Source organism: Streptomyces sp. NPDC030893, from assembly GCF_055571535.1.
This window is the reverse complement of record NZ_JBVIFC010000018.1, coordinates 1-22,705: the sequence shown is the minus strand read 5'-3', so window position 1 is coordinate 22,705 and position 22,705 is coordinate 1. Positions and strand designations below refer to the sequence as shown.

At 72.5% G+C, this 22,705-nt stretch carries 21 protein-coding genes and 2 pseudogenes; 16 read left to right on the top strand and 7 right to left on the bottom strand.

The window, feature by feature from the left end; genetic code table 11:
• Positions 1-332: 332 nt before the first annotated feature.
• Both ACZ434_RS27620 and ACZ434_RS27615 read right to left on the bottom strand, forming a co-directional pair.
• Positions 333-1,667, bottom strand: a complete 1,335-nt coding sequence (locus tag ACZ434_RS27620) for a PH domain-containing protein (RefSeq protein ID WP_468460471.1) — start codon at positions 1,665-1,667, stop codon at positions 333-335.
• Positions 1,664-2,203, bottom strand: coding sequence for a PH domain-containing protein (locus ACZ434_RS27615; protein ID WP_468460469.1), 540 nt, complete (start codon positions 2,201-2,203; stop codon positions 1,664-1,666). Before ACZ434_RS27615 ends, ACZ434_RS27620 begins: the two co-directional genes overlap by 4 nt.
• 31 nt (positions 2,204-2,234) lie before the next feature.
• Between ACZ434_RS27615 and ACZ434_RS27610 the strand changes: the two genes are divergently transcribed.
• Positions 2,235-3,386, top strand: coding sequence for an NADH-quinone oxidoreductase subunit D (locus ACZ434_RS27610; RefSeq protein ID WP_468460467.1), 1,152 nt, complete (start codon positions 2,235-2,237; stop codon positions 3,384-3,386).
• A 12-nt stretch (positions 3,387-3,398) separates the two neighbouring features.
• On the opposite strand, the gene ACZ434_RS27605 is transcribed toward ACZ434_RS27610, so the two are convergent.
• Positions 3,399-4,409, bottom strand: a complete 1,011-nt coding sequence (locus ACZ434_RS27605) for an SAM-dependent methyltransferase (protein ID WP_468460465.1) — start codon at positions 4,407-4,409, stop codon at positions 3,399-3,401.
• Between the two features lie 150 nt (positions 4,410-4,559).
• Between ACZ434_RS27605 and ACZ434_RS27600 the strand changes: the two genes are divergently transcribed.
• From ACZ434_RS27600 to ACZ434_RS27590, 3 genes and pseudogenes are all read left to right on the top strand, one after another.
• Positions 4,560-5,762, top strand: a complete 1,203-nt coding sequence (locus ACZ434_RS27600) for a sensor histidine kinase (protein WP_468460463.1) — start codon at positions 4,560-4,562, stop codon at positions 5,760-5,762.
• A gap of 88 nt (positions 5,763-5,850) precedes the next feature.
• The gene (locus ACZ434_RS27595; RefSeq protein ID WP_468460461.1) at positions 5,851-6,522 is read left to right on the top strand and encodes a response regulator; all 672 of its coding nucleotides are present in this window, start codon (positions 5,851-5,853) and stop codon (positions 6,520-6,522) included.
• Positions 6,523-6,552: 30 nt separating this feature from the next.
• Positions 6,553-6,780, top strand: a pseudogene (locus ACZ434_RS27590) (ATP-binding protein); the annotation flags it as partial.
• Positions 6,781-6,812: 32 nt separating this feature from the next.
• Here the strand turns inward: ACZ434_RS27590 and ACZ434_RS27585 are convergent.
• Positions 6,813-7,919, bottom strand: coding sequence for a DUF5937 family protein (locus ACZ434_RS27585; protein WP_468460459.1), 1,107 nt, complete (start codon positions 7,917-7,919; stop codon positions 6,813-6,815).
• A gap of 30 nt (positions 7,920-7,949) precedes the next feature.
• A complete protein-coding gene (locus ACZ434_RS27580) occupies positions 7,950-9,158 on the bottom strand; it encodes a threonine aldolase family protein (protein WP_468460457.1) in 1,209 nt (402 codons plus the stop codon).
• A gap of 182 nt (positions 9,159-9,340) precedes the next feature.
• Here ACZ434_RS27580 and ACZ434_RS27575 point away from each other — a divergent pair, with 182 nt between their 5' ends.
• The 10 genes from ACZ434_RS27575 (at position 9,341) to ACZ434_RS27530 (ending at position 17,536) form a co-directional block, all read left to right on the top strand.
• On the top strand, positions 9,341-10,360 hold the full coding sequence (locus tag ACZ434_RS27575) for a Rossmann-like and DUF2520 domain-containing protein (RefSeq protein WP_468460455.1): 1,020 nt from the start codon (positions 9,341-9,343) through the stop codon (positions 10,358-10,360).
• A 70-nt stretch (positions 10,361-10,430) separates the two neighbouring features.
• On the top strand, positions 10,431-11,429 hold the full coding sequence (panC, locus tag ACZ434_RS27570) for a pantoate--beta-alanine ligase (RefSeq protein ID WP_468460453.1): 999 nt from the start codon (positions 10,431-10,433) through the stop codon (positions 11,427-11,429).
• Positions 11,430-11,440: 11 nt separating this feature from the next.
• The gene (locus ACZ434_RS27565) at positions 11,441-13,183 is read left to right on the top strand and encodes an L-aspartate oxidase (RefSeq protein ID WP_468460629.1); all 1,743 of its coding nucleotides are present in this window, start codon (positions 11,441-11,443) and stop codon (positions 13,181-13,183) included.
• Positions 13,184-13,188: 5 nt separating this feature from the next.
• Positions 13,189-14,163, top strand: a complete 975-nt coding sequence (gene nadC / locus ACZ434_RS27560; RefSeq protein ID WP_468460451.1) for a carboxylating nicotinate-nucleotide diphosphorylase — start codon at positions 13,189-13,191, stop codon at positions 14,161-14,163.
• Between the two features lie 8 nt (positions 14,164-14,171).
• Positions 14,172-14,969 (top strand): type III pantothenate kinase, encoded by a 798-nt coding sequence (locus tag ACZ434_RS27555; RefSeq protein ID WP_468460449.1) that lies wholly within the window; start codon positions 14,172-14,174, stop codon positions 14,967-14,969.
• 92 nt (positions 14,970-15,061) lie between these two features.
• Positions 15,062-15,676 carry a hypothetical protein gene (locus tag ACZ434_RS27550; protein WP_468460447.1) on the top strand — a complete coding sequence of 205 codons (615 nt, stop codon included), beginning with the start codon at positions 15,062-15,064 and terminating at the stop codon, positions 15,674-15,676.
• Positions 15,677-15,702: 26 nt separating this feature from the next.
• The gene (locus tag ACZ434_RS27545) at positions 15,703-15,879 is read left to right on the top strand and encodes a hypothetical protein (protein WP_468460445.1); all 177 of its coding nucleotides are present in this window, start codon (positions 15,703-15,705) and stop codon (positions 15,877-15,879) included.
• 153 nt (positions 15,880-16,032) lie between these two features.
• Positions 16,033-16,431, top strand: a complete 399-nt coding sequence (locus tag ACZ434_RS27540; protein ID WP_468460443.1) for a BlaI/MecI/CopY family transcriptional regulator — start codon at positions 16,033-16,035, stop codon at positions 16,429-16,431.
• A 9-nt stretch (positions 16,432-16,440) separates the two neighbouring features.
• On the top strand, positions 16,441-16,974 hold the full coding sequence (locus ACZ434_RS27535) for an amino-acid N-acetyltransferase (RefSeq protein ID WP_468460441.1): 534 nt from the start codon (positions 16,441-16,443) through the stop codon (positions 16,972-16,974).
• 226 nt (positions 16,975-17,200) lie between these two features.
• On the top strand, positions 17,201-17,536 hold the full coding sequence (locus ACZ434_RS27530) for a histone-like nucleoid-structuring protein Lsr2 (protein WP_468460439.1): 336 nt from the start codon (positions 17,201-17,203) through the stop codon (positions 17,534-17,536).
• Here the strand turns inward: ACZ434_RS27530 and ACZ434_RS27525 are convergent.
• Positions 17,515-18,201 (bottom strand): SCO3374 family protein, encoded by a 687-nt coding sequence (locus tag ACZ434_RS27525; protein ID WP_468460437.1) that lies wholly within the window; start codon positions 18,199-18,201, stop codon positions 17,515-17,517. The genes ACZ434_RS27530 and ACZ434_RS27525 overlap by 22 nt on opposite strands.
• Before the next feature lie 432 nt (positions 18,202-18,633).
• Here ACZ434_RS27525 and ACZ434_RS27520 point away from each other — a divergent pair, with 432 nt between their 5' ends.
• The gene (locus tag ACZ434_RS27520; RefSeq protein ID WP_468460435.1) at positions 18,634-21,159 is read left to right on the top strand and encodes an ATP-dependent Clp protease ATP-binding subunit; all 2,526 of its coding nucleotides are present in this window, start codon (positions 18,634-18,636) and stop codon (positions 21,157-21,159) included.
• An 85-nt stretch (positions 21,160-21,244) separates the two neighbouring features.
• Here ACZ434_RS27520 and ACZ434_RS27515 read toward each other — a convergent pair whose 3' ends face one another.
• Positions 21,245-21,880, bottom strand: a complete 636-nt coding sequence (locus ACZ434_RS27515) for an HAD family acid phosphatase (protein WP_468460433.1) — start codon at positions 21,878-21,880, stop codon at positions 21,245-21,247.
• Positions 21,881-22,322: 442 nt separating this feature from the next.
• Between ACZ434_RS27515 and ACZ434_RS27510 the strand changes: the two are divergent.
• A pseudogene (locus ACZ434_RS27510) lies at positions 22,323-22,705 on the top strand (M23 family metallopeptidase); the annotation flags it as partial.

Below are 22,705 nucleotides of genomic sequence, written 5' to 3'. Positions count from 1 at the left end.
GCCCTCGTCGTCGGGGCACGGCGGCTCTCCGTCCCGCCACGCGCGGGCGGCGTACGTCCTCCCACGGGGCGGGTGGGCCGCTCCTGCCCGGGTCGGGGGGTGGGCGGGTGCGGGCGCGTCGTCCGCGGCCGTCGTGTCAGCCGTCGCCGGGGCACGGCGGCTCTCCGTTTCGCCGCGCGCGGGCGGCGTATGTCCTGCCACGGGGCGGGGGTGGGCAGCCCGCCCACCCCGGTCGGCAGGCGGGCGGCCGTCCAGGGGGCGTAGGGGCGCGTGCCTCGGTGCCGTGGGTCTGTCGGGTCATCGGGTCCGGAAGGGCGCACGGTGTGGGGTGGTCAGGCCATCCAGCGGTCCGGGCGGGCGTCCCTGCGGCCGGTGCGGGATCGTTCCGCCTGGGACCGCAGCAGGGCCGCCGCCTCCGCGGCGTCGCGCAGGTGCGCCGTGACCGACTTGTTGGCGCCGGTGTCCACCACGACGTCGGCCACTCCGCGCGCCCGCTGCCAGGGCCCCTGGACCAGCCGCACGCTCTGCACCTTGGCGTGCGGCACCAGGGCCAGGCTGCGGCGCAGCAGCCCGTGCCGCGCGGCGAACACCGCGTCGGTGACGGTCAGCCCGTAACCGCGCCACCACAGCGGCACGCACCACCGCGCGCGGCGCGGCGGCCGGACGAGCGCCTCGCGCGGGGGCACGCTCACCCCGGGCAGCACCCGCGCGACGACCGACTCGGCCAGCTCGCGCGGGGCGACCGGCAGCAGCAGGGAGTTCGAGGACCCCGCCACGTCCAGCTCCACGCGCACCCAGCCGCGCCGCCGCCACAGCAGCGGCTCGACGACCCGTACGGTCTGCACCCGCCCCGGCGGCACCGTCTCGTGCGCCCGGTCCAGCAGCCCGTGGTCGATGCGCAGCCCGTCGGGCGACTCGCCCAGCGTCCAGTCGTACTCGGTGACGAACCGTCCCACGCTGCTCGCGCCCGCCGCGCCCAGCATCGGCACGGCCGCGGCGAGCACGGTCCACAGGCTGTGGGTGGCCGCCCACAGCAGCGGCAGCGCGACGGCCGCGACGATGAACCACCCCCAGGTCGCGCCGGTCAGCAGCAGCGAGACGGCGAGCACACCCGGCGGCACCCGCAGCATCTGCCGGGACGGCGCCTCGCCGACCTCGTGCGCCGTCTCCGGGGCGAAACCCGCCGCCCGCGCGAGGAGTTCGGCGCGCAGCGCACGTGCCTCGCCGGCGCCGAGGAAGGCCAGTTCGTCCTTCTTGTCGGTGCCTATGACGTCGAGTTTGAGTTTCGCCACGCCCGCCACCCGTGCGAGCAGCGGCTGGGTGACGTCGATGGCCTGGATCCGCTCCAGCCGGATGTGCGCGGTGCGCCGGAACAGCAGCCCGGTGCGGATGCGCAGCTCGCTCTCGGTCACCGCGAAGCGGGTGAACCACCAGCTCAGGAAGCCGTAGAGGGCGGCGGCCGGGATGAGGACGGCGAGGCCGATCAGCAGGGTGGTGGTCGTCAGCCGGGTCAGCTGGCGCTGCGCCTGGTCGGGGTCGTGCACGGCCCACCCGATCAGCACGGCGACGGGCGCCCACGCCCGCCTGAAGGGCGTGACCGGGTGCAGCCGCCTCTCGGTCAGGGGCGGCCGGTCGCGTACGTCCTCGTGGACGTCAGGGGCCGTCACAGCCCCGCCGATCGGGCCTCGCCGAGCTCCGTGAGCCGGTCGCGCAGCCGTTCCGCCTCGGCCGGCTCGAGACCCGGGATGGTCGCGTCGGTCGCCGCGGCCGCCGTGTGCAGCTGCACGCTGGCCAGCCCGAAGTGCCGTTCGGCGGGTCCGGAGGTGACCTCGACCAGCTGCATCCGCCCGTACGGCACGACCGTCTCCTCGCGCCACAGGACGCCCCGGCTGATCAGGAGGTCGTCGGCGCGCTCCGCGTACCGCCAGGAACGCCAGTTCCGCTCCAGCATCACCCACCCCCAGACCAGTACGGCCAGCGGCAGTGCGGCGAAGACGGCCCAGCCCGGTCCGGCCAGCAGCCCCGGCACCAGTCCGGTGGCCAGGGTCAGCAGCCCCAGCCACACCACCAGCAGCAGCCGTCGCATCCTCAGCAGTCCGGGCGGCAGCGCGATCCACACCGGCTCGTCCCCCGCGCCCGCCGGCTCCGCCGCCGTGCCGCCCGTCGCCGCCTGCCCCGTGTCCCGCGGGCTCCCCGTCTCCATGGGGCAAGCGTACGTAGGGGAGACTGTGTTCATGACTCCCACGACGGAGACCATGGTCGGCATCGGCGGCGCGGCGGAGAGCACCGACATGGTGCTCAACATCGGACCGCAGCATCCGTCCACGCACGGGGTGCTTCGGCTGAAGCTCGTCCTGGACGGCGAACGCATCGTCCGCGCGGAGCCCGTGATCGGCTACATGCACCGGGGCGCGGAGAAACTGTTCGAGGCCCGCGACTACCGTCAGATCATCGTGCTGGCCAACCGCCACGACTGGCTGTCGGCCTTCTCCAACGAGCTGGGTGTGGTCCTCGCCGTGGAGCGGATGCTCGGCATGGAGGTCCCCGAGCGCGCCGTGTGGCTGCGCACGCTCCTCGCGGAGCTGAACCGGGTGCTCAACCACCTGATGTTCCTCGGCTCCTATCCGCTGGAACTCGGCGGCATCACCCCGATCTTCTACGCCTTCACCGAGCGCGAGGAACTCCAGCACGTCATGGAGGAGGTCTCCGGTGGGCGCATGCACTACATGTTCAACCGCGTGGGCGGCCTCAAGGAGGACCTGCCCGCCGGATGGACCGCACGCGCGCGCGGCGCCGTCGCCGACGTGCGCTCCCGCATGGACCGCTTCGACGACCTGGTGCTGGGCAACGAGATCTTCCGGGGCCGCACGCGCGGTGTCGGCGTGCTGTCCCCGGAGGCGGTGCACGCGTACGGGGTGAGCGGGCCGATCGGACGCGCCTCGGGCGTCGACTTCGACCTGCGCCGCGACGAGCCGTACCTCGCCTACGGCGAGCTGGGTGACGTGCTGAAGGTGGTGACCCGCGAGGAGGGCGACTGCCTGGCCCGCTTCGAGTGTCTGCTGGCCCAGACCCACAACGCCCTCGACCTCGCCGACGCCTGCCTCGACCGGCTCGCCGAGCTGCCGCCGGGCCCCGTCAACCAGCGGCTCCCGAAGGTCCTCAAGGCCCCCGAGGGACACACGTACGCGTGGACCGAGAACCCGCTCGGCATCAACGGCTACTACCTGGTCAGCAAGGGCGAGAAGACGCCGTACCGGCTGAAGCTGCGCTCGGCGTCGTACAACAACATCCAGGCGCTCACCGAGCTGCTGCCGGGGACGCTGGTCGCGGACATGGTGGCGATCCTCGGGTCGATGTTCTTCGTGGTGGGCGACATCGACAAGTGACCCGGGCGGGCGTCAGCCGCCGAGCACGTCCGCGATACCGGCCGGCTGCACCAGCCACCCGAAGTCCCCGAGCCCGCCCGGCGCGGTGAGCTCGGCCGCCTCACCGGCGCGCGCGAGGGCGCGTACGTACCCGGCCGGATCGGTGGACGCCAGCGCCAGCGGGGGGCGTGCGCCGCTCACCCCCAGGGCGTGCAGGGCGTCCCGCTGCGACAGCAGGCGGGCACCGGGGAGCGCGCAGGCCGCGGCGCACGCGTCCAGGGCGACATGGGCGGTGATGTCGCACGACCCGTCCGGCACGGGCGCCGTCCCGCGCCCCTCCCGGAAGGCCGTCAGCGTGCCGAACGGCGGCCGCGCGGCGGCGGTGTGCGCGTAGTCCACCGCGACGGCGAGCCCCCGCGCGACCGCACGGACCGCCGCGGCCCAGGCCAGGTCCCGGGGCAGTCCGATCTCCGCGCGGAGCCCCCGTTCGCTCCCCAGGGGCCACCAGCGCGCCAGCCACGCGGCCTGCGCACCGGCGACCGGCTCCCCGAGCCGCTCGGTCCCGTCCTCCTGCACCAGCACCAGCCGCGCTGTGCCCGCCGCGTCCACCTCGGCGACGTCCACGGGTACGTTGTCCAGCCACTCGTTGGCGAAGAGCAGCCCCGTGACCTCCTCCGGGGGCCGCGCCCGCCACTTGACGCGCTGATCGAGCCCGTCGGGCCGCCCGGCCAGCTCCACCGCGTACGCACGCGTGCGTGCCGCCACATCGGCGGGCAGCGCGGCCAGCACCCCGGTGACCAGTTCGCCCCGCCCGGCCGCCATGTCCACGAAGCCGAGCTCCGCCGGACGCCCCAGCGCCTCGTCGACCCGGCACAGCAGCCGCGCCACGGCCCCGGCGAACAACGGCGAGGCGTGCACCGACGTACGGAAGTGCCCGGCCGGCCCCGCGCCGGGGCGGCGGTAGAAGCCCCCGGGCCCGTACAGGGCGTCCTCGGTGGCCGCCCGCCAGCCCCGCTCACCGCCCTCGCCGGCCTCTGCCGTCACCGGTTCCACGCACCCGCCCTCGCCGTCGTCACCGGCCCAGGTTAAGCGCGCGGACGTGTGCGGCCTCCACCTTGCGGAGTACACGTACCGACCGGGGATCGGCCCTCCGGTTGACCCCTGCACGCATTTCGCTTCCCTACGCTGGGTTACGTGCAGCGCCTCTACGACTTCCTCCGCAGACACCCGACCTGGGTCGACGGCTTCTGGGCCGTGGTCCTGTTCGGGCTTTCGGTCGTCGGTGGGGCGACCGTGGAGCAGTCCCGGGGGACGGAGCTGCCGGCCCTCACCGTGCCGGTCGTGCTGCTGCTCTCCCTGGTCGTCGCGCTGCGCCGCCTCATGCCGGAGCGGATGCTGATCCTCGCCCTCGTCGTGGGCGTGGGGCAGCTGATCGCGGACGTGGCGACGGTGCCCGCCGACTTCGCCCTGCTGGTGATCGTCTACACCGTCGCGGCGGTCGGCGCGCGCTGGGCGTCCCGCCTCGCGCTCACCGCCGGCCTGTGCGCGGCCCCGCTCGCGCAGCTGCGCTGGCCCACCGAGGACGCGGGCATGGCGACCAACCTCGCCGTCATGATCTTCCAGACCGTTCCCTTCGCCCTCGCGTGGGTGCTCGGCGACTCCATCCGCACCCGCCGCGCGTACTTCGCGCAGCTGGAGGAGCGGGCCGCCCGCCTGGAGAAGGAGCGCGCCGCGCAGGCCAAGGTCGCCGTCGCCGCCGAACGCGCCCGGATAGCCCGCGAACTGCACGACGTCGTCGCCCACAACGTGTCGGTGATGGTGGTGCAGGCCGACGGTGCCGCCTACGTCCTCGACGCCGCCCCCGACCAGGCGAAGAAGGCGCTGGAGACGATCTCCTCCACCGGCCGCCAGGCCCTCGCCGAGATGCGCCGCCTGCTGGGCGTGCTGCGCACCGGCGAGCACCAGGAGGCCGGGGAGTACGTGCCGCAGCCCGACGTGCGGCAGATCGAGGACCTCGTGGAGCAGTGCCGCGAGTCCGGACTGCCCGTGGACTTCAAGGTCGAGGGCACCCCGCGCCCCCTCCCGAGCGGTGTCGAACTCACCGCCTACCGCATCGTGCAGGAGGCGCTCACCAACACCCGCAAGCACGGCGGCCCCCACGCGGGCGCCAGCGTCCGCCTGGTGTACTTCGACGACGGGCTGGGCCTGCTCGTGGAGGACGACGGCAAGGGCGCTCCGCACGAGCTGTACGAGGAGGGCGGCTTCGACGGCCAGGGCCACGGCCTGATCGGCATGCGTGAACGGGTCGGCATGGTCGGCGGGACCCTGGACGCGGGACCGCGTCCGGGCGGAGGATTCCGCATCAGTGTGCTGCTGCCGCTCAAACCCGCGCATTGACGTCCGCGCACGCCCCCTGTTGACACCTGTCACGCCCCCTGTGACGACCTGAAGACCGACGACCCCACGAACGAACGGAAGAGGCCCGATGACGATCCGCGTGATGCTCGTCGACGACCAGGTGCTGCTGCGCACCGGGTTCCGGATGGTGCTCGCCGCCCAGCCGGACATGGAGGTCGTGGCGGAGGCGGGCGACGGCGTCGAGGCCCTCCAGGTGCTGCGCTCCACCGCCGTCGACGTGGTGCTGATGGACGTCCGCATGCCCAAGCTCGACGGCGTGGAGACCACCCGCAGGATCTGCGCGGACACCGACCCGCCCAAGGTGCTCATCCTCACCACCTTCGACCTCGACGAGTACGCCTTCTCCGGGCTGAAGGCGGGCGCCTCCGGCTTCATGCTCAAGGACGTGCCGCCGGGCGAACTGCTCGCCGCGATCCGCGCGGTGCACAGCGGCGACGCCGTGGTCGCCCCGTCCACCACCCGCCGGCTGCTGGACCGCTTCGCGCCGATGCTGCCCAGTGGCGGCAGCCGGCCCCAGCACAAGGAGCTGGAACGGCTCACCGAGCGCGAACGGGAGGTCATGGTGCTCGTCGCCCAGGGCCTGTCCAACGGCGAGATCGCGGCCCGGCTGGTGCTCTCCGAGGCGACCGTGAAGACACACGTGGGCCGCATCCTCACCAAGCTGGGCCTGCGGGACCGGGTGCAGGTCGTCGTCCTCGCCTACGAAACGGGCCTGGTACGGGCCGGCGGACACGGCTGAACGGACGCCCGCGCGCTGAGGGCGAAGGACGGGCCGCGCGGGGAGAGCTGGGCGGTGCGGCGGCTCGACCACTGCCTGGAGCGGCTGAGCGAGCCGGAGTTCGCCGAGCACCTGTGGACGGACCACACCACGGTGCCGAAGACGGCGGACCGCGTCGCCGTCCTGGCCGGGCTGACCCTGCTCCCCAACCACGAGGGCCGGCTACGGACCCGGCTGCGGCAGGCGGGCGTGGGCATCCGCCACATCCGCTTCGACTGACGGGCGCCATACGCCATACGCCGTACGCGCCGTCAGCGCAGGATCCCCTCCAGGAAGTCGCTGCCGAGCCGGGCCACCACCGCCACGTCCAGCTGGTGCAGCACGTACCGCCCACGGCGGCGGGTGGTGACCAGGCCGGCCTTCTTCAGCACGCTCAGGTGCCGGGATATCTCCGGCGCCGTCATGCGGTGCACCTGGACCAGCTCGCCGGTGGTGTACGCGCTGCGGGCGAGGTGGCGGCACATGCGCATGCGGACCGGGTGGGACAGTGCGGTCATCCGCAGGGCGAGCTGCTCGACCGTCGGCGGGGCGGCCGGCTCGGCGGAGCCGACCGGGTAGTGCAGCACCGGCTGCCAGCCGTACCGGTGCAGCACCATCAGGTGCGGCCGGCCGAGACTGGTCGGGATCAGCAGCAGCCCGCCGTCGCCCGTGGCCGTACGCCCCTCGCCCAGCTTGTCGACGCTGATCCGCCCGGCGGTCTCGTCGAGCGTCACCGCGGGCGACACCGCCGCCAGCGCCTCGGCCAGTCCCTTGTGCCGGAGCAGGTCGGTCTTGTGACGGGTGTCCGCGGCGAGCTGATGCCGCAGCCGGGACCACGTCTCGGCGAAGAACGCCTCGTCGCAGTCCCGCAGAAACTGCCGCAGCCAGTCCCTGATCCGCGGCGGGTCGGCGAGCAGCCGCTCGGTGAACTCCGTCTGGCGCGGCCCCCGCGCGGCGGCCAGCTCCAGCGAGCGGCGCCGCAGGTCTCCGTCGGTGAGCGGGCCCGCGCCCGGAGCGCCGTAGGGGAGCGCGCAGGTGAACTCCAGGGCGGCGCCAACGAACTGCTCGTCGGACAGCTTGTCCAGCAGGTCCAGTTCCTCGGCGAGGGTCCCGCCCGGGAGCGTCGCGCGGCCCGGTATGCCGGCGCTCGGCAGGAACAGGTCCGAGAACGTGGTGCGCCACAGGAAGTCGGCCTCGCACATCCGGTCCGCGAGATGCGGGTCCAGCCGTGCGGTCACGCCCGTCACCCAGCCCTGGAGTCCCGGGTGGTGTCCCGGCTCGGACAGCGCGTGCAGTGCCATGCCGAGTTCGGCCAGGGGCGAGGGCACGACGGCGACCCTCTCCGGCCGCAGCCCCGCGATGTCTATGTCCACGCTCATGCCCACATGATGCAGGGGGCGAAGAAACCCTCAGGCCCGAAGCAGCCGCCGCGCGAACCCCTCCGCCGCCTCCCGCACGTCCCCGGCGCTCCACTCCAGGCCCGCGGAACGCACGTACACCTCCGTGAAGGACAACCCCGGCCCCTTCGGATCCCAGTGGTTGGCGAAAAGCACGGTTCCCGTCTCCTCGGCCACCCGGATCGCCACCTCGGCGACCACATCCGCGTCGTACGGCAGCCACACCTGGAAGTCATGGGTGTGCGGCACCTCGGGGTGGACGCGGAACCAGGGCAGCCCCCCTGCTTCCAGCCCCTCCCGCAACGCGGCGGCCACCACGCGCGCGTGCCGGGCGTACTCCGGCAGCCGCGGCAGCTCCCGCTCCAGACCGATCAACGCCGACAGCGCGGTCGGGAACTGCTGGAAGACATTGCCCCCGTACCGGTGCCGCCAGGCCCGCGCCTCCTCGATCAGGCTCGCGGGACCGGCGAGGGCGGCGCCGCCGTAGGCGTCGAGGGACTTGTAGAACGACACGTAGACGCTGTCCGCGAGGCCCGCGATCTCCTCCAGCGGCCGCCCGAAGTGCTCGGTGCACTCCCACAGCCGTGCCCCGTCGAAGTGCACGACCGCCTCGCGTTCCCGCGCGGCGTCCACCACCTCGGTGAGCTCCTCCCACGTGGGCAGCACGAAACCGGCGTCCCGGAGCGGCAGCTCCAGCATCAGCGCCCCGAAGGGCTCCTCGAAGTCGCGTACCTCCTCGGCGGTGGGCAACCGGGGCTCGTTGCTCATGCGCACCGGCCGCAACCCGCTGACCTGGCTGAACGCGTTGCGCTCATACACCTCGGGGTGGCTGAGCGGATGCAGGGCGACCGCCGGGTCGCCGGTGCGGCCGGCCCAGCAGCGCAGGGCCACCTGCTGGGCCATGGTGCCGGTCGGGAAGAACGCGGCGGCCTCGGTGCCGAGCAGTCCGGCGACCCGCTTCTCCAGCGCTTCGACGACACCGTTGCCGTAGATGTCGGACGTCTCGCCGAGGTCGTACACGCTCCCCGCCGCTTCCAGCAGGGCCAGCCGCTCCGAGAGAGGGGCCAGGAAGCCGAGGCGCGCGAGCACGCGCGGAGCACCGCGCCAGGCGGCGATCCGCCGTTCGCGCAGCGTCGGCCGTGGTGTCTCGTCCTCCCCGGGGCGGGTCCCGTGTTCGCCGGCCGCCGCCGTACCGTTCCTGTCGTCCGCCGCATCACTCATGCCCGCGATCATGCCGGGCGCCGACCCGCGCGGGCACCCCCATTTCCGCACGCGCGTGTGCCACGGCGACGCACGGAAACCCACAGCCTGTGGACAACCGACCGTCCCCGGAACCGATCGCGTTAACATGACGAGAAATCGTCCGGTACCCCGAGCGGACTGGAACGGGAAGGCCCCGCCGCGTGAACACACCCCCACAGCCCGATCCCCGGGACCGCCCGGCGCGGCTCACCGTCGGCGTCGTAGGCGCCGGACGCGTGGGCCCCGCCCTGGCCGCGTCCCTCCAGCTCGCCGGGCACCGCCCGGTGGCCGTCTCCGCCGTCTCCGACGCCTCGCGCAGGCGCGCCGAGCAGATGCTCCCGGACGTGCCGGTGGTACCGCCCGCCGACGTACTGCAGCGGTCCGAACTGGTGCTGCTGACCGTCCCGGACGACGCCCTGCCCGAACTGGTCGCCGGACTCGCCGACACCGGCGCCGTCCGGCCGGGCCAGCTGCTGGTGCACACCTCGGGCCGGTACGGCGCCAGGGTCCTCGACCCCGCCCTGCGCGCGGGCGCGCTGCCGCTCGCCCTGCACCCGGCGATGACCTTCACCGGCACCCCCGTCGACGTGCAGCGCCTCGCCGGCTGCTCCTTCGGCGTCACCGCCCCCGAGGAGCTGCGGCTGGCCGCCGAGGCCCTCGTCATCGAGATGGGCGGCGAACCGGAGTGGATCGCCGAGGAGAACCGCCCGCTCTACCACGCGGCGCTCGCCCTGGGCGCCAACCACCTGGTCACCCTCGTCGCCCAGTCCCTGGAACTGCTGCGCGCCGCCGGCGTCGGAGCGCCCGACAGGATGCTCGGCCCGCTGCTCGGCGCCGCCCTGGACAACGCCCTGCGCTCCGGCGACGCGGCGCTCACCGGCCCGGTCGCGCGGGGCGACGCGGGTACGGTCGCCGCGCATGTCACCGAGCTGCGCCGGCACGCCCCGGGGACCGTCGCCGGCTACCTCGCGATGGCCCGCGCGACCGCCGACCGAGCCCTCGCCCACGGTCTGCTGAAGCCGGAACTCGCCGAGGACCTCCTCGGGGTACTCGCCGACGAAGCAGGCGGCGCAGGCGGCACAGGCGGCGCAGGCCGATCCGGCGGAGCGGACGGACCCGGCGGGCCGAGCGGCACCGGCGGACCCGACGGCACCGGAAACACCCCGGGGGACCCCCGATGAGCGGCACGCCCCGCCCCACCGCCCGCCCCAGCCGTACGACGACGCGCGCGTCCCGGAACGGAGCCGCCCGATGACCGCCACCCTGCTGCGCACCGCCGCCGAACTGCACGCACGCGCGCGCACCGGCCGCCGGGCCGTCGTGATGACCATGGGCGCGCTGCACGAGGGCCACGCCACACTGATCCGCACCGCGCGGAAGGCCGCCGGCGCCGACGGCGAGGTCGTGGTGACCGTGTTCGTCAACCCGCTGCAGTTCGGCGCGGGCGAGGACCTGGACCGCTACCCGCGCACCCTGGACGCCGACCTCGAACTCGCCGGCCGGGCGGGCGCCGACGCCGTGTTCGCCCCCGCCGTGGACGAGGTCTACCCGGGCGGCGCACCACAGGTCCGCGTCGCCGCCGGCCCCATGGGCGAGCGCCTGGAGGGTGCCGCCCGCCCCGGCCACTTCGACGGCATGCTCACCGTCGTCGCCAAGCTGCTCCACCTCACCCGCCCGGACGTCGCCCTGTACGGCCAGAAGGACGCCCAGCAGCTCGCCCTGATCCGCCGCATGGTGCGGGACCTGAACTTCGGCGTGGAGATCGCCGCCGTCCCCACCGTCCGCGAGGAGGACGGGCTCGCCCTGTCCAGCCGCAACCGCTACCTGTCGGCCGCCGAGCGGCGCACCGCCCTCGCCCTGTCCCAGGCCCTGTTCGCCGGCCGCGACCGGCACGCGGCCCAGCAGGCGCTGCGCGCGCGGGCCCGGGAAGTGCCCGCCACGCGCGCGCGTGCCGAGGCGCTCAGCGCCATCGGCGAGTCCCGCGCGGCGGCCGACGCGCACGCGGTGGCCACCACCGCCGGCGGCCCCGCGGCCATCCGCGCCGCCGCGCGGCTGGTCCTCGACGAGGCCGCCCGCCTCGACCCGCCCCTCGCCCTGGACTACCTGGCCCTGGTCGACCCGTCCGACTTCACCGAGATCGGCGACGACTTCACCGGCGAGGCCGTCCTCGCCGTGGCCGCCCGGGTGGGCCGCACCCGCCTGATCGACAACCTCCCCCTGACCTTCGGAACCTTCGGAGCCGCCTCGTGACCAGCACAGGCATACGCCCGCCCGTCGCCCACCACCCTCAATCGAGAGCGCTTCGCGCTCGCCTCCGTCTGCATGCGCCTGCCCCCGGTTGGTCCATCGACGCGGACGTCGTGGTCGTCGGCTCCGGCGTCGCCGGCCTCACCGCCGCCCTGCGCTGCGAGGCCGCGGGCCTGACCACGGTGGTCGTCACCAAGGCCCGCCTCGACGACGGCTCCACCCGCTGGGCCCAGGGCGGTATCGCCGCGGCCCTCGGCGAGGGCGACACCCCGCAACAGCACCTGGACGACACCCTGGTCGCCGGCGCCGGTCTGTGCGACGAGGAAGCGGTGCGCATCCTGGTCACCGAGGGCCCCGACGCCGTACGCCGCCTCATCGCGACCGGCGCGCACTTCGACGAGTCGACCGACGGTGGTCTGGAACTCACCCGCGAGGGCGGTCACCACCGCCGCCGCATCGCCCACGCGGGCGGCGACGCCACCGGCGCGGAGATCTCCCGCGCCCTCGTCGAGGCGGTCCGCGCGCGCGGGATGCGCACCATCGAGAACGCGCTCGTCCTCGACCTCCTCACCGACGCCGAGGGCCGCACCGCCGGCGTGACCCTGCACGTCATGGGCGAGGGCCAGCACGACGGCGTGGGGGCCGTCCACGCCCCCGCCGTGGTCCTCGCCACCGGCGGCATGGGCCAGGTCTTCTCGGCGACCACGAACCCCTCCGTCTCCACGGGCGACGGCGTGGCCCTCGCCCTCCGCGCGGGCGCCGAGGTCAGCGACCTGGAGTTCGTCCAGTTCCACCCCACGGTGCTCTTCCTCGGCGCGGACGCGGAAGGCCAGCAGCCCCTGGTCTCCGAGGCGGTGCGCGGGGAGGGCGCCCACCTGGTGGACGCCGACGGCGTGCGCTTCATGCAGGGGCGGCACGAGCTCGCCGAACTCGCCCCGCGCGACATCGTCGCCAAGGGCATCATGCGCCGCATGCGGGAGCAGGACGCCGAGCACATGTACCTCGACGCCCGCCACTTCGGCGCCGGGATGTGGGAGCACCGGTTCCCCACGATCCTGGCCGCCTGCCGCGCCCACGGCATCGACCCGGTCACCGAGCCCGTCCCCGTCGCCCCGGCCGCCCACTACGCGTCCGGCGGCGTCCGCACCGACTCCCACGGCCGCACCACCGTGCCCGGCCTGTACGCGTGCGGCGAGGTCGCCTGCACCGGCGTGCACGGCGCCAACCGTCTGGCCTCCAACTCCCTCCTCGAAGGCCTGGTCTACGCCGAGCGCATCGCCGCCGACATCGCCCGCACCGGAGCCCTCCACCCGCGCGTGCCGCAGCCGCTCCCCACCACCGAGCGCCCCGCCCACCCCCTCCTCGCCCCGGAGGCCCGCTTCACGATCCAGCGGGCCATGACCCGGGGAGCCGGCGTACTGCGCTCGGGGGCGTCCCTCGCCGAGGCCGCCGACCGCCTCCACCGCCTGCACGCCGAGGCGCGCGAGGCCCTCGACGAGAACGGCAAGACGGCCGAGCCCGGCGTCGACACGTGGGAGGCCACCAACCTCCTGTGCGTGGCCCGCGTCCTGGTGGCCGCCGCGCAGCGGCGCGAGGAGACCCGCGGCTGCCACTGGCGCGAGGACCGCCCCGAGCGGGACGACACGGCGTGGCGCCGCCACATCGTCGTACGGCTGAATCCGGACCGCTCGCTGGCGGTGCGCACCACCGACACCACAGACTTCCCCCCGACCCTCCCCCGGCACCAGGAGCAGTGACAGCAGTGACCACTCCCGACCTTCCCCTCGTTTCCTCCGGCGGCTGTGGCGACGGCTGTGGCTGCGGCGCCGACGAGGAGACCTACCTGGAGTGCGGCCTCGACCCCGCACTCGCCGAGCTCCTCGCCGCCGCGGGCCTCGACCCCGTCGAGGTCGAGGACATCGCCAACGTGGCCCTCCAGGAGGACCTGGCCCACGGAGTGGACGTGACGACGGTCGCGACCATCCCGGAGGACGCCGTCGCCACCGCGGACTTCACCGCGCGGGAGGCGGGCACCGTGGCGGGCCTGAGGGTCGCCGAGGCGGTCATGTCGATCGTCTGCACGGAGGAGTTCGAGGTCGAACGCCACGTGGAGGACGGCGACCGGGTGGAGGCGGGCCAGGTGCTCCTGTCGATCACCACCCGCACGCGCGACATCCTCACCGGGGAGCGCAGCGCACTGAACCTCCTGTGCCGCCTGTCGGGCGTCGCCACCGCCACGCGCGCGTGGGCGGACACCCTGGAGGGCACCCGCGCGAAGGTCCGCGACACCCGCAAGACCACTCCGGGCCTGCGCAGCCTGGAGAAGTTCGCCGTGCGCTGCGGCGGCGGGGTCAACCACCGCATGTCCCTGTCGGACGCGGCCCTGGTGAAGGACAACCACGTGGTCGCGGCCGGCGGCGTCACCGAGGCCTTCGACGCGGTCCGCGAGCGCTTCCCCGACGTCCCGATCGAGGTGGAGGTCGACACCCTGCACCAGCTCCGCGAGGTCCTGGACGCCGGTGCCGACCTGATCCTGCTGGACAACTTCACGCCGGGCGAGTGCGAGGAGGCGGTCGCCCTCGTCGACGGCCGCGCCGCCCTGGAGGCCTCCGGCCGCCTCACGCTCACCAACGCCAAGGCCTACGCCGACACCGGCGTCGACTACCTGGCCGTGGGCGCCCTCACCCACTCCTCGCCCATCCTCGACATCGGCCTCGACCTGCGCGCGGCGGAGTAGGAACGGTCATGCTGCTGACGATCGACGTGGGCAACACACACACCGTCCTGGGTCTGTTCGACGGCGAGGACATCGTCGAACACTGGCGCATCTCCACGGACGCGCGCCGCACGGCGGACGAGCTCGCGGTCCTCCTCCAGGGCCTCATGGGCATGCACCCGCTCCTCGGCGACGAGCTGGGCGACGGCATCGACGGCATCGCGATCTGCGCGACGGTCCCGTCCGTCCTGCACGAACTGCGCGAGGTCACCCGCCGCTACTACGGGGACGTGCCGGCGATCCTCGTCGAACCGGGCGTGAAGACCGGCGTCCCGATCCAGTTCGACAACCCGAAGGAGGTCGGCGCCGACCGGATCATCAACGCCGTCGCGGCCAACGAGCTGTACGGCGGCCCGGCGATCGTCGTCGACTTCGGCACGGCGACGACGTTCGACGCGGTCTCCGCGCGGGGGGAGTACGTCGGCGGGGTCATCGCCCCCGGGATCGAGATCTCGGTGGAGGCACTCGGGGTCAAGGCGGCTCAGCTGCGGAAGATCGAGGTGGCCCGGCCCCGGAACGTGATCGGCAAGAACACCGTCGCGGCGATGCAGTCGGGCATCGTGTACGGCTTCGCCGGGCAGGTGGACGGGGTCGCCAACCGCATGGCGCGCGAGCTGGCCGACGACCCCGACGACGTGACGGTGATCGCCACGGGCGGGCTGGCGCCGATGGTGCTGGGGGAGAGCGCGGTGATCGACGAGCACGAGCCGTGGCTGACGCTGATCGGGCTCCGCCTGGTGTACGAGCGGAACGTGTCGCGCATGTAGCCGCGCGGTCCGTTCCGCCCACGCGGGTGGCACCGGCGCCACACCACGGCCCCATACGCGCTGTTTGTCTGATTAGCGCGTATCGTCGCAGCATGCCCACGCCCTACGGATCCCGCGGCGGCATGGCGTTCGGCGCGGAGGAGCTGCGCGTGCTCCGCCGCGCCCTCGCCCTCGCCCTGCACCCCAGCCCCGCCTCGGCCGACGACGTCCAGGACTGCCTCCACCTCGCCGACTCCCTCGACGAGGCCGCGCGGGAGAGTGCCCGGCTGCGCGCCTTCCTGCTGGCCGACCTCGGCCGCTACCGCGCCGCCCTCCCCGGCACCGCCGCCGGATACCTCACGCTCCTGGAGGAGGCGCTGGGCGCCGGATACCGCCCCCGGCCCGACGACCTGGCCGCCCTGCGCGCCCTGCGCGGCAACCCCACCGCCGCCGCCCTCCTGCGCCACTGCGACCGCACCCGCCTCACGGCCCTCCCCGGAGGCCGGGCGAGCGCCGCCGGGGCCGCCGAGGACCAGGAGCGGAGCGAGCCCGAGGAGAGGCCGTCCACGCCCCATCCCGCCCCGAACCCCGCACCCGCTCCCACGCCGGCCCCGACCCCCGGCACCCCCAAGCCCACGCGCCGCCCCGTCCCCACCCCCGGCGAGGTCTTCCCCCGCCGCAAGCCCGCCCCGCCCGCGCAGGGCGGCCGGCACCTGGCCGCGGGCTGACGGCTTCCCCTGGCTACCCTTGAGTCATGGACTACGTCTCCGCGCTCCTCCCCCCGACGGTCATGGCCATCCTCTTCATCGCGGTCATCCGAGTGATCGTGAAGACTCAGGGCGGCGCCAACAAGGCGAAGGAGGACGCCGCCGTCGACGCGGCCCTCGCGAAGGTGGAGGGCGCGGCCCCTTCCCCCAGGACCGAGGCCTGAACACCCCCGACCCCCGCCGCCGCCCCCCACACCACCCCCAGGGCGTACGACTTCCACTCGTACGCCCTTTTTGTACGCGTTCGCCGAGAGTGGTGCCCGTCCGGCACGCCATGGAACGTATCTCCCACTATTGTCTGAGTTGTGCCTCGCCCCTTGGGAGAACTCGAAGACGCGGTCATGACGCGGGTGTGGAAGTGGAACCGCCCGGTGACCGTTCGGGAAGTCCTGGAAGACCTCCAGCAGGAGCGGTCCATCGCGTACACCACGGTGATGACCGTCCTGGACAATCTCCATCAGAAGGGCTGGGTGCGCCGGGAAGCCGAAGGCCGGGCCTATCGATATGAGGCGGTCTCCACTCGCGCCGCCTACGCCGCGGCGCTGATGAACGAGGCGTGGTCGCAGAGCGACAACGCCGCGGCCGCTCTCGTCGCCTTCTTCGGCATGATGAGCGAGGAACAGCGGCAGGCTCTCACCGACGCGGTACGGATCGTGCAGGTCCCGGAAACCGCCGGCGAGAACCCCGGCTCGGCCGAGGACCGCGGCGGACGATAGCGTCCGCTCATGTCAGCAGACAGCCCCGAAGTCACCGCAAATGCCGTCACGGTCCGGCGGGCCCGCACCGGCGACGTACAGGCCGTACGCCGTCTCCTTGACGCCTACGTCCGCGGGGGCATCCTGCTCGACAAAGCGACCGTGACGCTTTACGAGGACATCCAGGAGTTCTGGGTCGCGGAACGGGACGACAACGCGGAGGTGGTCGGCTGCGGCGCCCTGCACGTGATGTGGGAAGACCTCGCGGAAGTCCGTACTCTCGCCGTGAAGCCCGGTCTGAAGGGCGCCGGCGTCGGACACCGGGTGCTGGAGAAGTTGCTGGAGACGGCCCGCTGGCTCGGTGTTCGACGCGTATTCTGCCTGACCTTCGAAGTGGACTTCTTCGGCAAGCACGGCTTCGTGGAGATCGGGGAGACACCGGTCGACACCGATGTGTACGCGGAGCTGCTGCGTTCCTATGACGAGGGCGTCGCGGAGTTCCTCGGTCTCGAACGCGTGAAACCGAACACCTTGGGCAACAGCCGGATGCTTCTGCATCTGTGATCGCCGGGCGATTCCGCACAGCACCCCTTGGCGGGGTGCCCCTATGTCCGAAACGCGCATGTTTCCGGACCCGCTGCGGGCAGTGGGGCGCCGTCAGGGGTTTGTGTTTTTACGGCAAAAGCGGTTTGCTTTCCGGAGTACTGCAGTACTGCATATAACAAGGGACGGCGATACGGCGGACGCCGACACACTCCGGGCCCTCAAGTTATCGATGAAAGGAAATCCGGTGGCACAGAAGGTTCAGGTCCTTCTTGTCGACGACCTCGACGGCGGCGAGGCGGACGAGACCGTGACGTTCGCGTTGGACGGCAAGACGTACGAGATCGATCTCACCACCGCCAATGCGGACAAGCTCCGTGGCCTTCTCGAGCCTTACGTCAAGGGCGGTCGTCGTACCGGAGGCCGTGCTTCGGGCGGGCGTGGAAAGGCGCGTGCTGCTTCCGGTGGCGGCCAGGACACCGCGGCCATCCGCGCCTGGGCGAAGGAGAACGGATACGAGGTCAACGACCGCGGCCGTGTTCCCGCGTCCATCCGCGAGGCCTACGAAAAGGCCAACGGCTGACCGTCGGTCTTTACGGCGGTGGCCGCACACGCGCGCCGCAGCCGAACCCGGTGGATCTGTGTTGCCACGGTATTCACCAGCCGTACGAGATCCGGGGGGCCGACTCCGGTCGCCCCGGCGTCCCTCGTGCCCATCGCCGACAGCGTCGGCAGCGAGGCCTCGGCCTCGAGTTCCGGCCCGGGGGGCCGCAGCCATACGGCGGCCCCCTGCGAACCGTCCCCCGCGGTCGCAGCCGCGCGGGTACCGCCGGGCCACGGCCCGCCCACGGCGTCGTCCGTGCCGCGGCCGAAGGGCCGGGGCGCCTCCATGAGTCCCCCCGCCCCGATCGCCACCAGGTCCAGTTCCAGCGGCGGGCCCCAGTCCAGCCACTCCAGCAGCCCCGGCAGCTCCTCCGCGCTGCCCGCGGCCACCAGCAGCCGCATCCGGTCGCCGGCCAGCGCCACCGGGAAACCCCGTCCGTGGCGTCCCAGGCGCCCCAGCGCCGCGCTCCCGGCCTCGGCGGGCACGTCGAGGACGTCGAAGCGCACCCCCACCGCCAGCCGCGGCGGAGCCCCGGGCACCGTGGGCCAGCCCAGCACGTTCTCGTACCAGAGCCCGATCTCGTCGTCACTCGGTGTGAGCGGCCGGCGGGGCGGGGGCACGCCGGCCGAGGGGATGCCGGCCATGCCCCGCGCAACCAGCCGAAAGCCCTCCGGGTTACGGTGGGTGCGGTGTCGTGTGCACAGAGTGTCGAACAAGGGGGCGTGCGGGGGTGCGGAGGGGCGCAAGGTTGTTCGCCCGTAGCGGAGGGAACCCGTGCACCCGGCATGGACTGTCGGTAGCAGCGGGTAAGACATCCCTAGTGAGAGGGGGCGACACGCAGGGCGGCACCTCTGCCGTTCGCCATGGGCGTACTGGCGATGGGGGTAACTGCCTGGCCTGCGGGAACATCGTCTCGCACCATCGGGTTGGAGCAGATGTCGGCGTGAGCGGGGTCAGGAGGCCATCGACGGTGTCGGCAGTTGGAATGAGCGGTCCCCGCTTGCGGGACTAAGCTGCGGAAGGACAGGGAGGGGAAGTTCCCCCCACTGCCTGACCGCTCTGAGGAGCGATTAACGATGTTCGAGAGGTTCACCGACCGCGCGCGGCGGGTTGTCGTCCTGGCTCAGGAAGAAGCCCGGATGCTCAACCACAACTACATCGGCACCGAGCACATCCTCCTGGGCCTGATCCACGAGGGTGAGGGTGTCGCCGCCAAGGCCCTTGAGAGCCTCGGGATTTCGCTCGAGGCGGTCCGCCAGCAGGTGGAGGAGATCATCGGGCAGGGCCAGCAGGCCCCGTCGGGTCACATCCCCTTCACCCCCCGTGCCAAGAAGGTCCTGGAGCTGTCGCTCCGCGAGGCCCTTCAGCTGGGTCACAACTACATCGGCACGGAGCACATCCTGCTCGGCCTGATCCGTGAGGGCGAGGGCGTCGCCGCCCAGGTCCTGGTCAAGCTGGGCGCCGATCTCAACCGGGTGCGGCAGCAGGTCATCCAGCTGCTCTCCGGCTACCAGGGCAAGGAGACCGCCACCGCCGGCGGTCCTGCCGAGGGCACCCCCTCCACGTCCCTGGTCCTCGACCAGTTCGGCCGGAACCTCACCCAGGCCGCTCGTGAGTCCAAGCTCGACCCGGTCATCGGGCGCGAGAAGGAGATCGAGCGGGTCATGCAGGTGCTGTCCCGCCGTACCAAGAACAACCCGGTGCTGATCGGTGAGCCCGGCGTCGGCAAGACCGCCGTCGTCGAGGGCCTCGCCCAGGCCATCGTCAAGGGCGAGGTGCCCGAGACCCTCAAGGACAAGCACCTCTACACCCTGGACCTCGGTGCCCTGGTCGCCGGCTCCCGCTACCGCGGTGACTTCGAGGAGCGCCTGAAGAAGGTGCTCAAGGAGATCCGCACTCGCGGCGACATCATCCTGTTCATCGACGAGCTGCACACGCTGGTCGGTGCGGGTGCCGCCGAGGGCGCCATCGACGCGGCCTCCATCCTGAAGCCGATGCTGGCCCGCGGTGAGCTCCAGACCATCGGTGCGACCACGCTGGACGAGTACCGCAAGCACCTGGAGAAGGACGCGGCCCTCGAGCGCCGCTTCCAGCCGATCCAGGTCGCCGAGCCGTCCCTGCCGCACACGATCGAGATCCTCAAGGGCCTGCGCGACCGCTACGAGGCGCACCACCGCGTCTCCATCACGGACGAGGCCCTGGTCCAGGCCGCCACCCTGGCCGACCGCTACATCTCGGACCGCTTCCTGCCGGACAAGGCGATCGACCTGATCGACGAGGCCGGCTCCCGGATGCGCATCCGCCGGATGACCGCGCCGCCGGACCTGCGCGAGTTCGACGAGAAGATCGCCGGCGTCCGCCGGGACAAGGAGTCCGCGATCGACTCGCAGGACTTCGAGAAGGCCGCCTCCCTGCGCGACAAGGAGAAGCAGCTCCTGGCCGCCAAGGCGAAGCGGGAGAAGGAGTGGAAGGCCGGCGACATGGACGTCGTCGCGGAGGTCGACGGCGAGCTGATCGCCGAGGTCCTCGCGACCGCCACCGGCATCCCGGTCTTCAAGCTCACGGAGGAGGAGTCCAGCCGTCTGCTCCGCATGGAGGACGAGCTGCACAAGCGGGTCATCGGCCAGAACGACGCCGTGAAGGCGCTGTCGAAGGCGATCCGCCGTACCCGTGCGGGTCTGAAGGACCCGAAGCGTCCGGGTGGCTCGTTCATCTTCGCCGGCCCGTCCGGCGTCGGTAAGACGGAGCTGTCCAAGGCGCTCGCGGAGTTCCTCTTCGGAGACGAGGACGCGCTGATCTCCCTCGACATGTCGGAGTTCAGCGAGAAGCACACGGTGTCGCGTCTCTTCGGTTCGCCCCCCGGCTACGTGGGCTACGAGGAGGGCGGCCAGCTGACGGAGAAGGTGCGCCGCAAGCCGTTCTCGGTCGTCCTCTTCGACGAGGTCGAGAAGGCCCACCCGGACATCTTCAACTCGCTGCTGCAGATCCTGGAGGACGGTCGCCTGACCGACTCCCAGGGCCGGGTCGTGGACTTCAAGAACACGGTCATCATCATGACGACCAACCTCGGCACCCGGGACATCTCCAAGGGCTTCAACCTGGGCTTCGCCGCCGCGGGTGACACGAAGACCAACTACGACCGGATGAAGAACAAGGTCCAGGACGAGCTCAAGCAGCACTTCCGGCCCGAGTTCCTCAACCGTGTCGACGACGTGGTGGTCTTCCCGCAGCTCAGCCAGGACGACATCCTGAAGATCGTCGACCTGATGATCGACAAGGTGGACGAGCGCCTGAAGGACCGGGACATGGGCATCGAGCTCTCCCAGCCCGCCAAGGAGCTGCTCTCCAAGAGGGGCTACGACCCCGTCCTGGGCGCCCGGCCGCTGCGCCGGACCATCCAGCGGGAGATCGAGGACTCGCTGTCGGAGAAGATCCTCTTCGGCGAGCTGCGTCCCGGTCACATCGTGGTGGTGGACACCGAGGGCGAGGGCGAGTCCGCGACCTTCACCTTCCGCGGTGAGGAGAAGTCGGCCCTGCCCGACGTCCCGCCGATCGAGCAGGCGGCCGGCGGAGCCGGTCCGAACCTGAGCAAGGACGCCTAGCCGCGGCGCCCGGCCTGTACGGGAAAGGGGTCTGCCCCGGGACACACGTCCCGGGGCAGACCCCTTTCCCCTGCCCGCGGACGGTTCAGGACAGCTGACCCCCGTAGTCCGGCAGCTTGAAGGTCTTCTCGGCGTGACCGCCGGACAGGTCGGTGGGGCTGTTGCCGACGTTGGCGACGATCGTGTAGCCCCGCGACTCGATGTCGACGCGCTGGGCCGTCTTGTACTCGGCCACGTCCCGGAACAGGTCGACGAAGCCGCGCACGTAGAGGCCGGCGGACTCGTAGCCGGCCTGCTCGAGGTTGTACTCGGTGGGCCAGTGGACGATGCTCGGGCGGGCGGTCACGAAGAACACCGCGACCCCGTGCTCCTGGGCGTATTCGGCGACCTCCAGGACCGGCTCGTTCGCGGGCTGCGGGAAGCTGAATCCGAAGTCGGTCTCCAGTGCGGTGTTGTCGATGTCGAGCACGATGGCCGGCTTCTCGCCCGGCTCCGTGTCCCCGATCCGCTGCTTCAGGTAGGGCAGGGCCCGGTCCATGACCGCTCGGCAGTCCCGCTGCCAGGTCTCGTAGTCCACGTCCGCCGCGGCGGACGCCGCCACGGCGGCAGGGGCGGGTGAGGCGGGGGTCGCGGCCCCGGCGGGGGCGGCCAGGGTCACCAGTGCGGTCGCGGAGACGGCGGTCACCGATACGCGGCGCAACCAGGAGCGTCGGCTTCTCATGTCGTGGGGGTCCTCTCACGTCCGTGACGCGGGCCAACATGTCGTGAGCATGCTCGTGTGCGAGGGTGACGCGAGGTGAACCGTAGGGTTACCGGACGGTAGGCGCCTAGAGGCCTGCGCCACATTTCTGAAGCGGCACATGCCGCACCCCGGTGACATGCTGCACAGGCGCAATGTCCGGTACTACCCGGAATAGTGCGAAGCGGGCAGAAGTCACATCAGGTATTCAGGATCGCCGGCTGATCGATCGGCTTGAAATGGGGCTTTTGTCCGTTAAAAGATCTCTGTCAAGAGACGTGCATCTCACGCCAGAAGTACGACGTTCCGTCGTAGATCACACTATTGCGGCTTTTCTGGCGGAAGGGTTACCACTGAATGGCCACCGCGGCGCGGCCCTGTGCGTCGGGTGGTTTTCCACTGTTCCCTTCCTGATGAGGTTGAGATGTCCCAGCGCGTCACGTCCCGTTCCTCCCGTACGTCCCTGATCCGCACCCGCGCGGCCGTGCTGGCCGCCGGCCTGGGGGCCTCGGTCGCACTGGGAGCCGGGGTCGCGGTCGCCGCCGACACCACGGCCGCATCGAGTGCCGCCGACGCGGTGCAGGCGCAGGCCGCCGCCCAGGCCGAGGCCGCGAAGGCCCAGGCCGCCCAGGCCGAGAAGGCCGCCGAGGCGAAGAAGGCCGCGGCCGAGAAGGCCGCGAAGGCGAAGAAGGCCGCCAAGGCCGCCGCCGCGAAGAAGCAGGCGTCCTGGGTCTCCCCGGTGAAGTCCTACAAGCTGTCCGCGAGCTACGCCGCGAACGGCGGCATGTGGGCCTCCAAGCACTCCGG

Excerpts from the sequence above, each read along its gene's own strand:
- ACZ434_RS27595 (WP_468460461.1), top strand. The coding sequence starts at position 5,851 with ATGACGATCCGCGTGATGCTCGTCGACGACCAGGTGCTGCTGCGCACC.
- panC (WP_468460453.1), top strand. The coding sequence starts at position 10,431 with ATGACCGCCACCCTGCTGCGCACCGCCGCCGAACTGCACGCACGCGCG.
- ACZ434_RS27610 (WP_468460467.1), top strand. The coding sequence starts at position 2,235 with ATGACTCCCACGACGGAGACCATGGTCGGCATCGGCGGCGCGGCGGAG.
- ACZ434_RS27585 (WP_468460459.1), bottom strand. The coding sequence starts at position 7,919 with ATGAGCGTGGACATAGACATCGCGGGGCTGCGGCCGGAGAGGGTCGCC.
- ACZ434_RS27535 (WP_468460441.1), top strand. The coding sequence starts at position 16,441 with ATGTCAGCAGACAGCCCCGAAGTCACCGCAAATGCCGTCACGGTCCGG.
- ACZ434_RS27525 (WP_468460437.1), bottom strand. The coding sequence starts at position 18,201 with ATGGCCGGCATCCCCTCGGCCGGCGTGCCCCCGCCCCGCCGGCCGCTC.
- ACZ434_RS27615 (WP_468460469.1), bottom strand. The coding sequence starts at position 2,203 with ATGGAGACGGGGAGCCCGCGGGACACGGGGCAGGCGGCGACGGGCGGC.
- ACZ434_RS27515 (WP_468460433.1), bottom strand. The coding sequence starts at position 21,880 with ATGAGAAGCCGACGCTCCTGGTTGCGCCGCGTATCGGTGACCGCCGTC.
- ACZ434_RS27555 (WP_468460449.1), top strand. The coding sequence starts at position 14,172 with ATGCTGCTGACGATCGACGTGGGCAACACACACACCGTCCTGGGTCTG.
- ACZ434_RS27545 (WP_468460445.1), top strand. The coding sequence starts at position 15,703 with ATGGACTACGTCTCCGCGCTCCTCCCCCCGACGGTCATGGCCATCCTC.
- ACZ434_RS27550 (WP_468460447.1), top strand. The coding sequence starts at position 15,062 with ATGCCCACGCCCTACGGATCCCGCGGCGGCATGGCGTTCGGCGCGGAG.
- ACZ434_RS27580 (WP_468460457.1), bottom strand. The coding sequence starts at position 9,158 with ATGAGTGATGCGGCGGACGACAGGAACGGTACGGCGGCGGCCGGCGAA.
- ACZ434_RS27520 (WP_468460435.1), top strand. The coding sequence starts at position 18,634 with ATGTTCGAGAGGTTCACCGACCGCGCGCGGCGGGTTGTCGTCCTGGCT.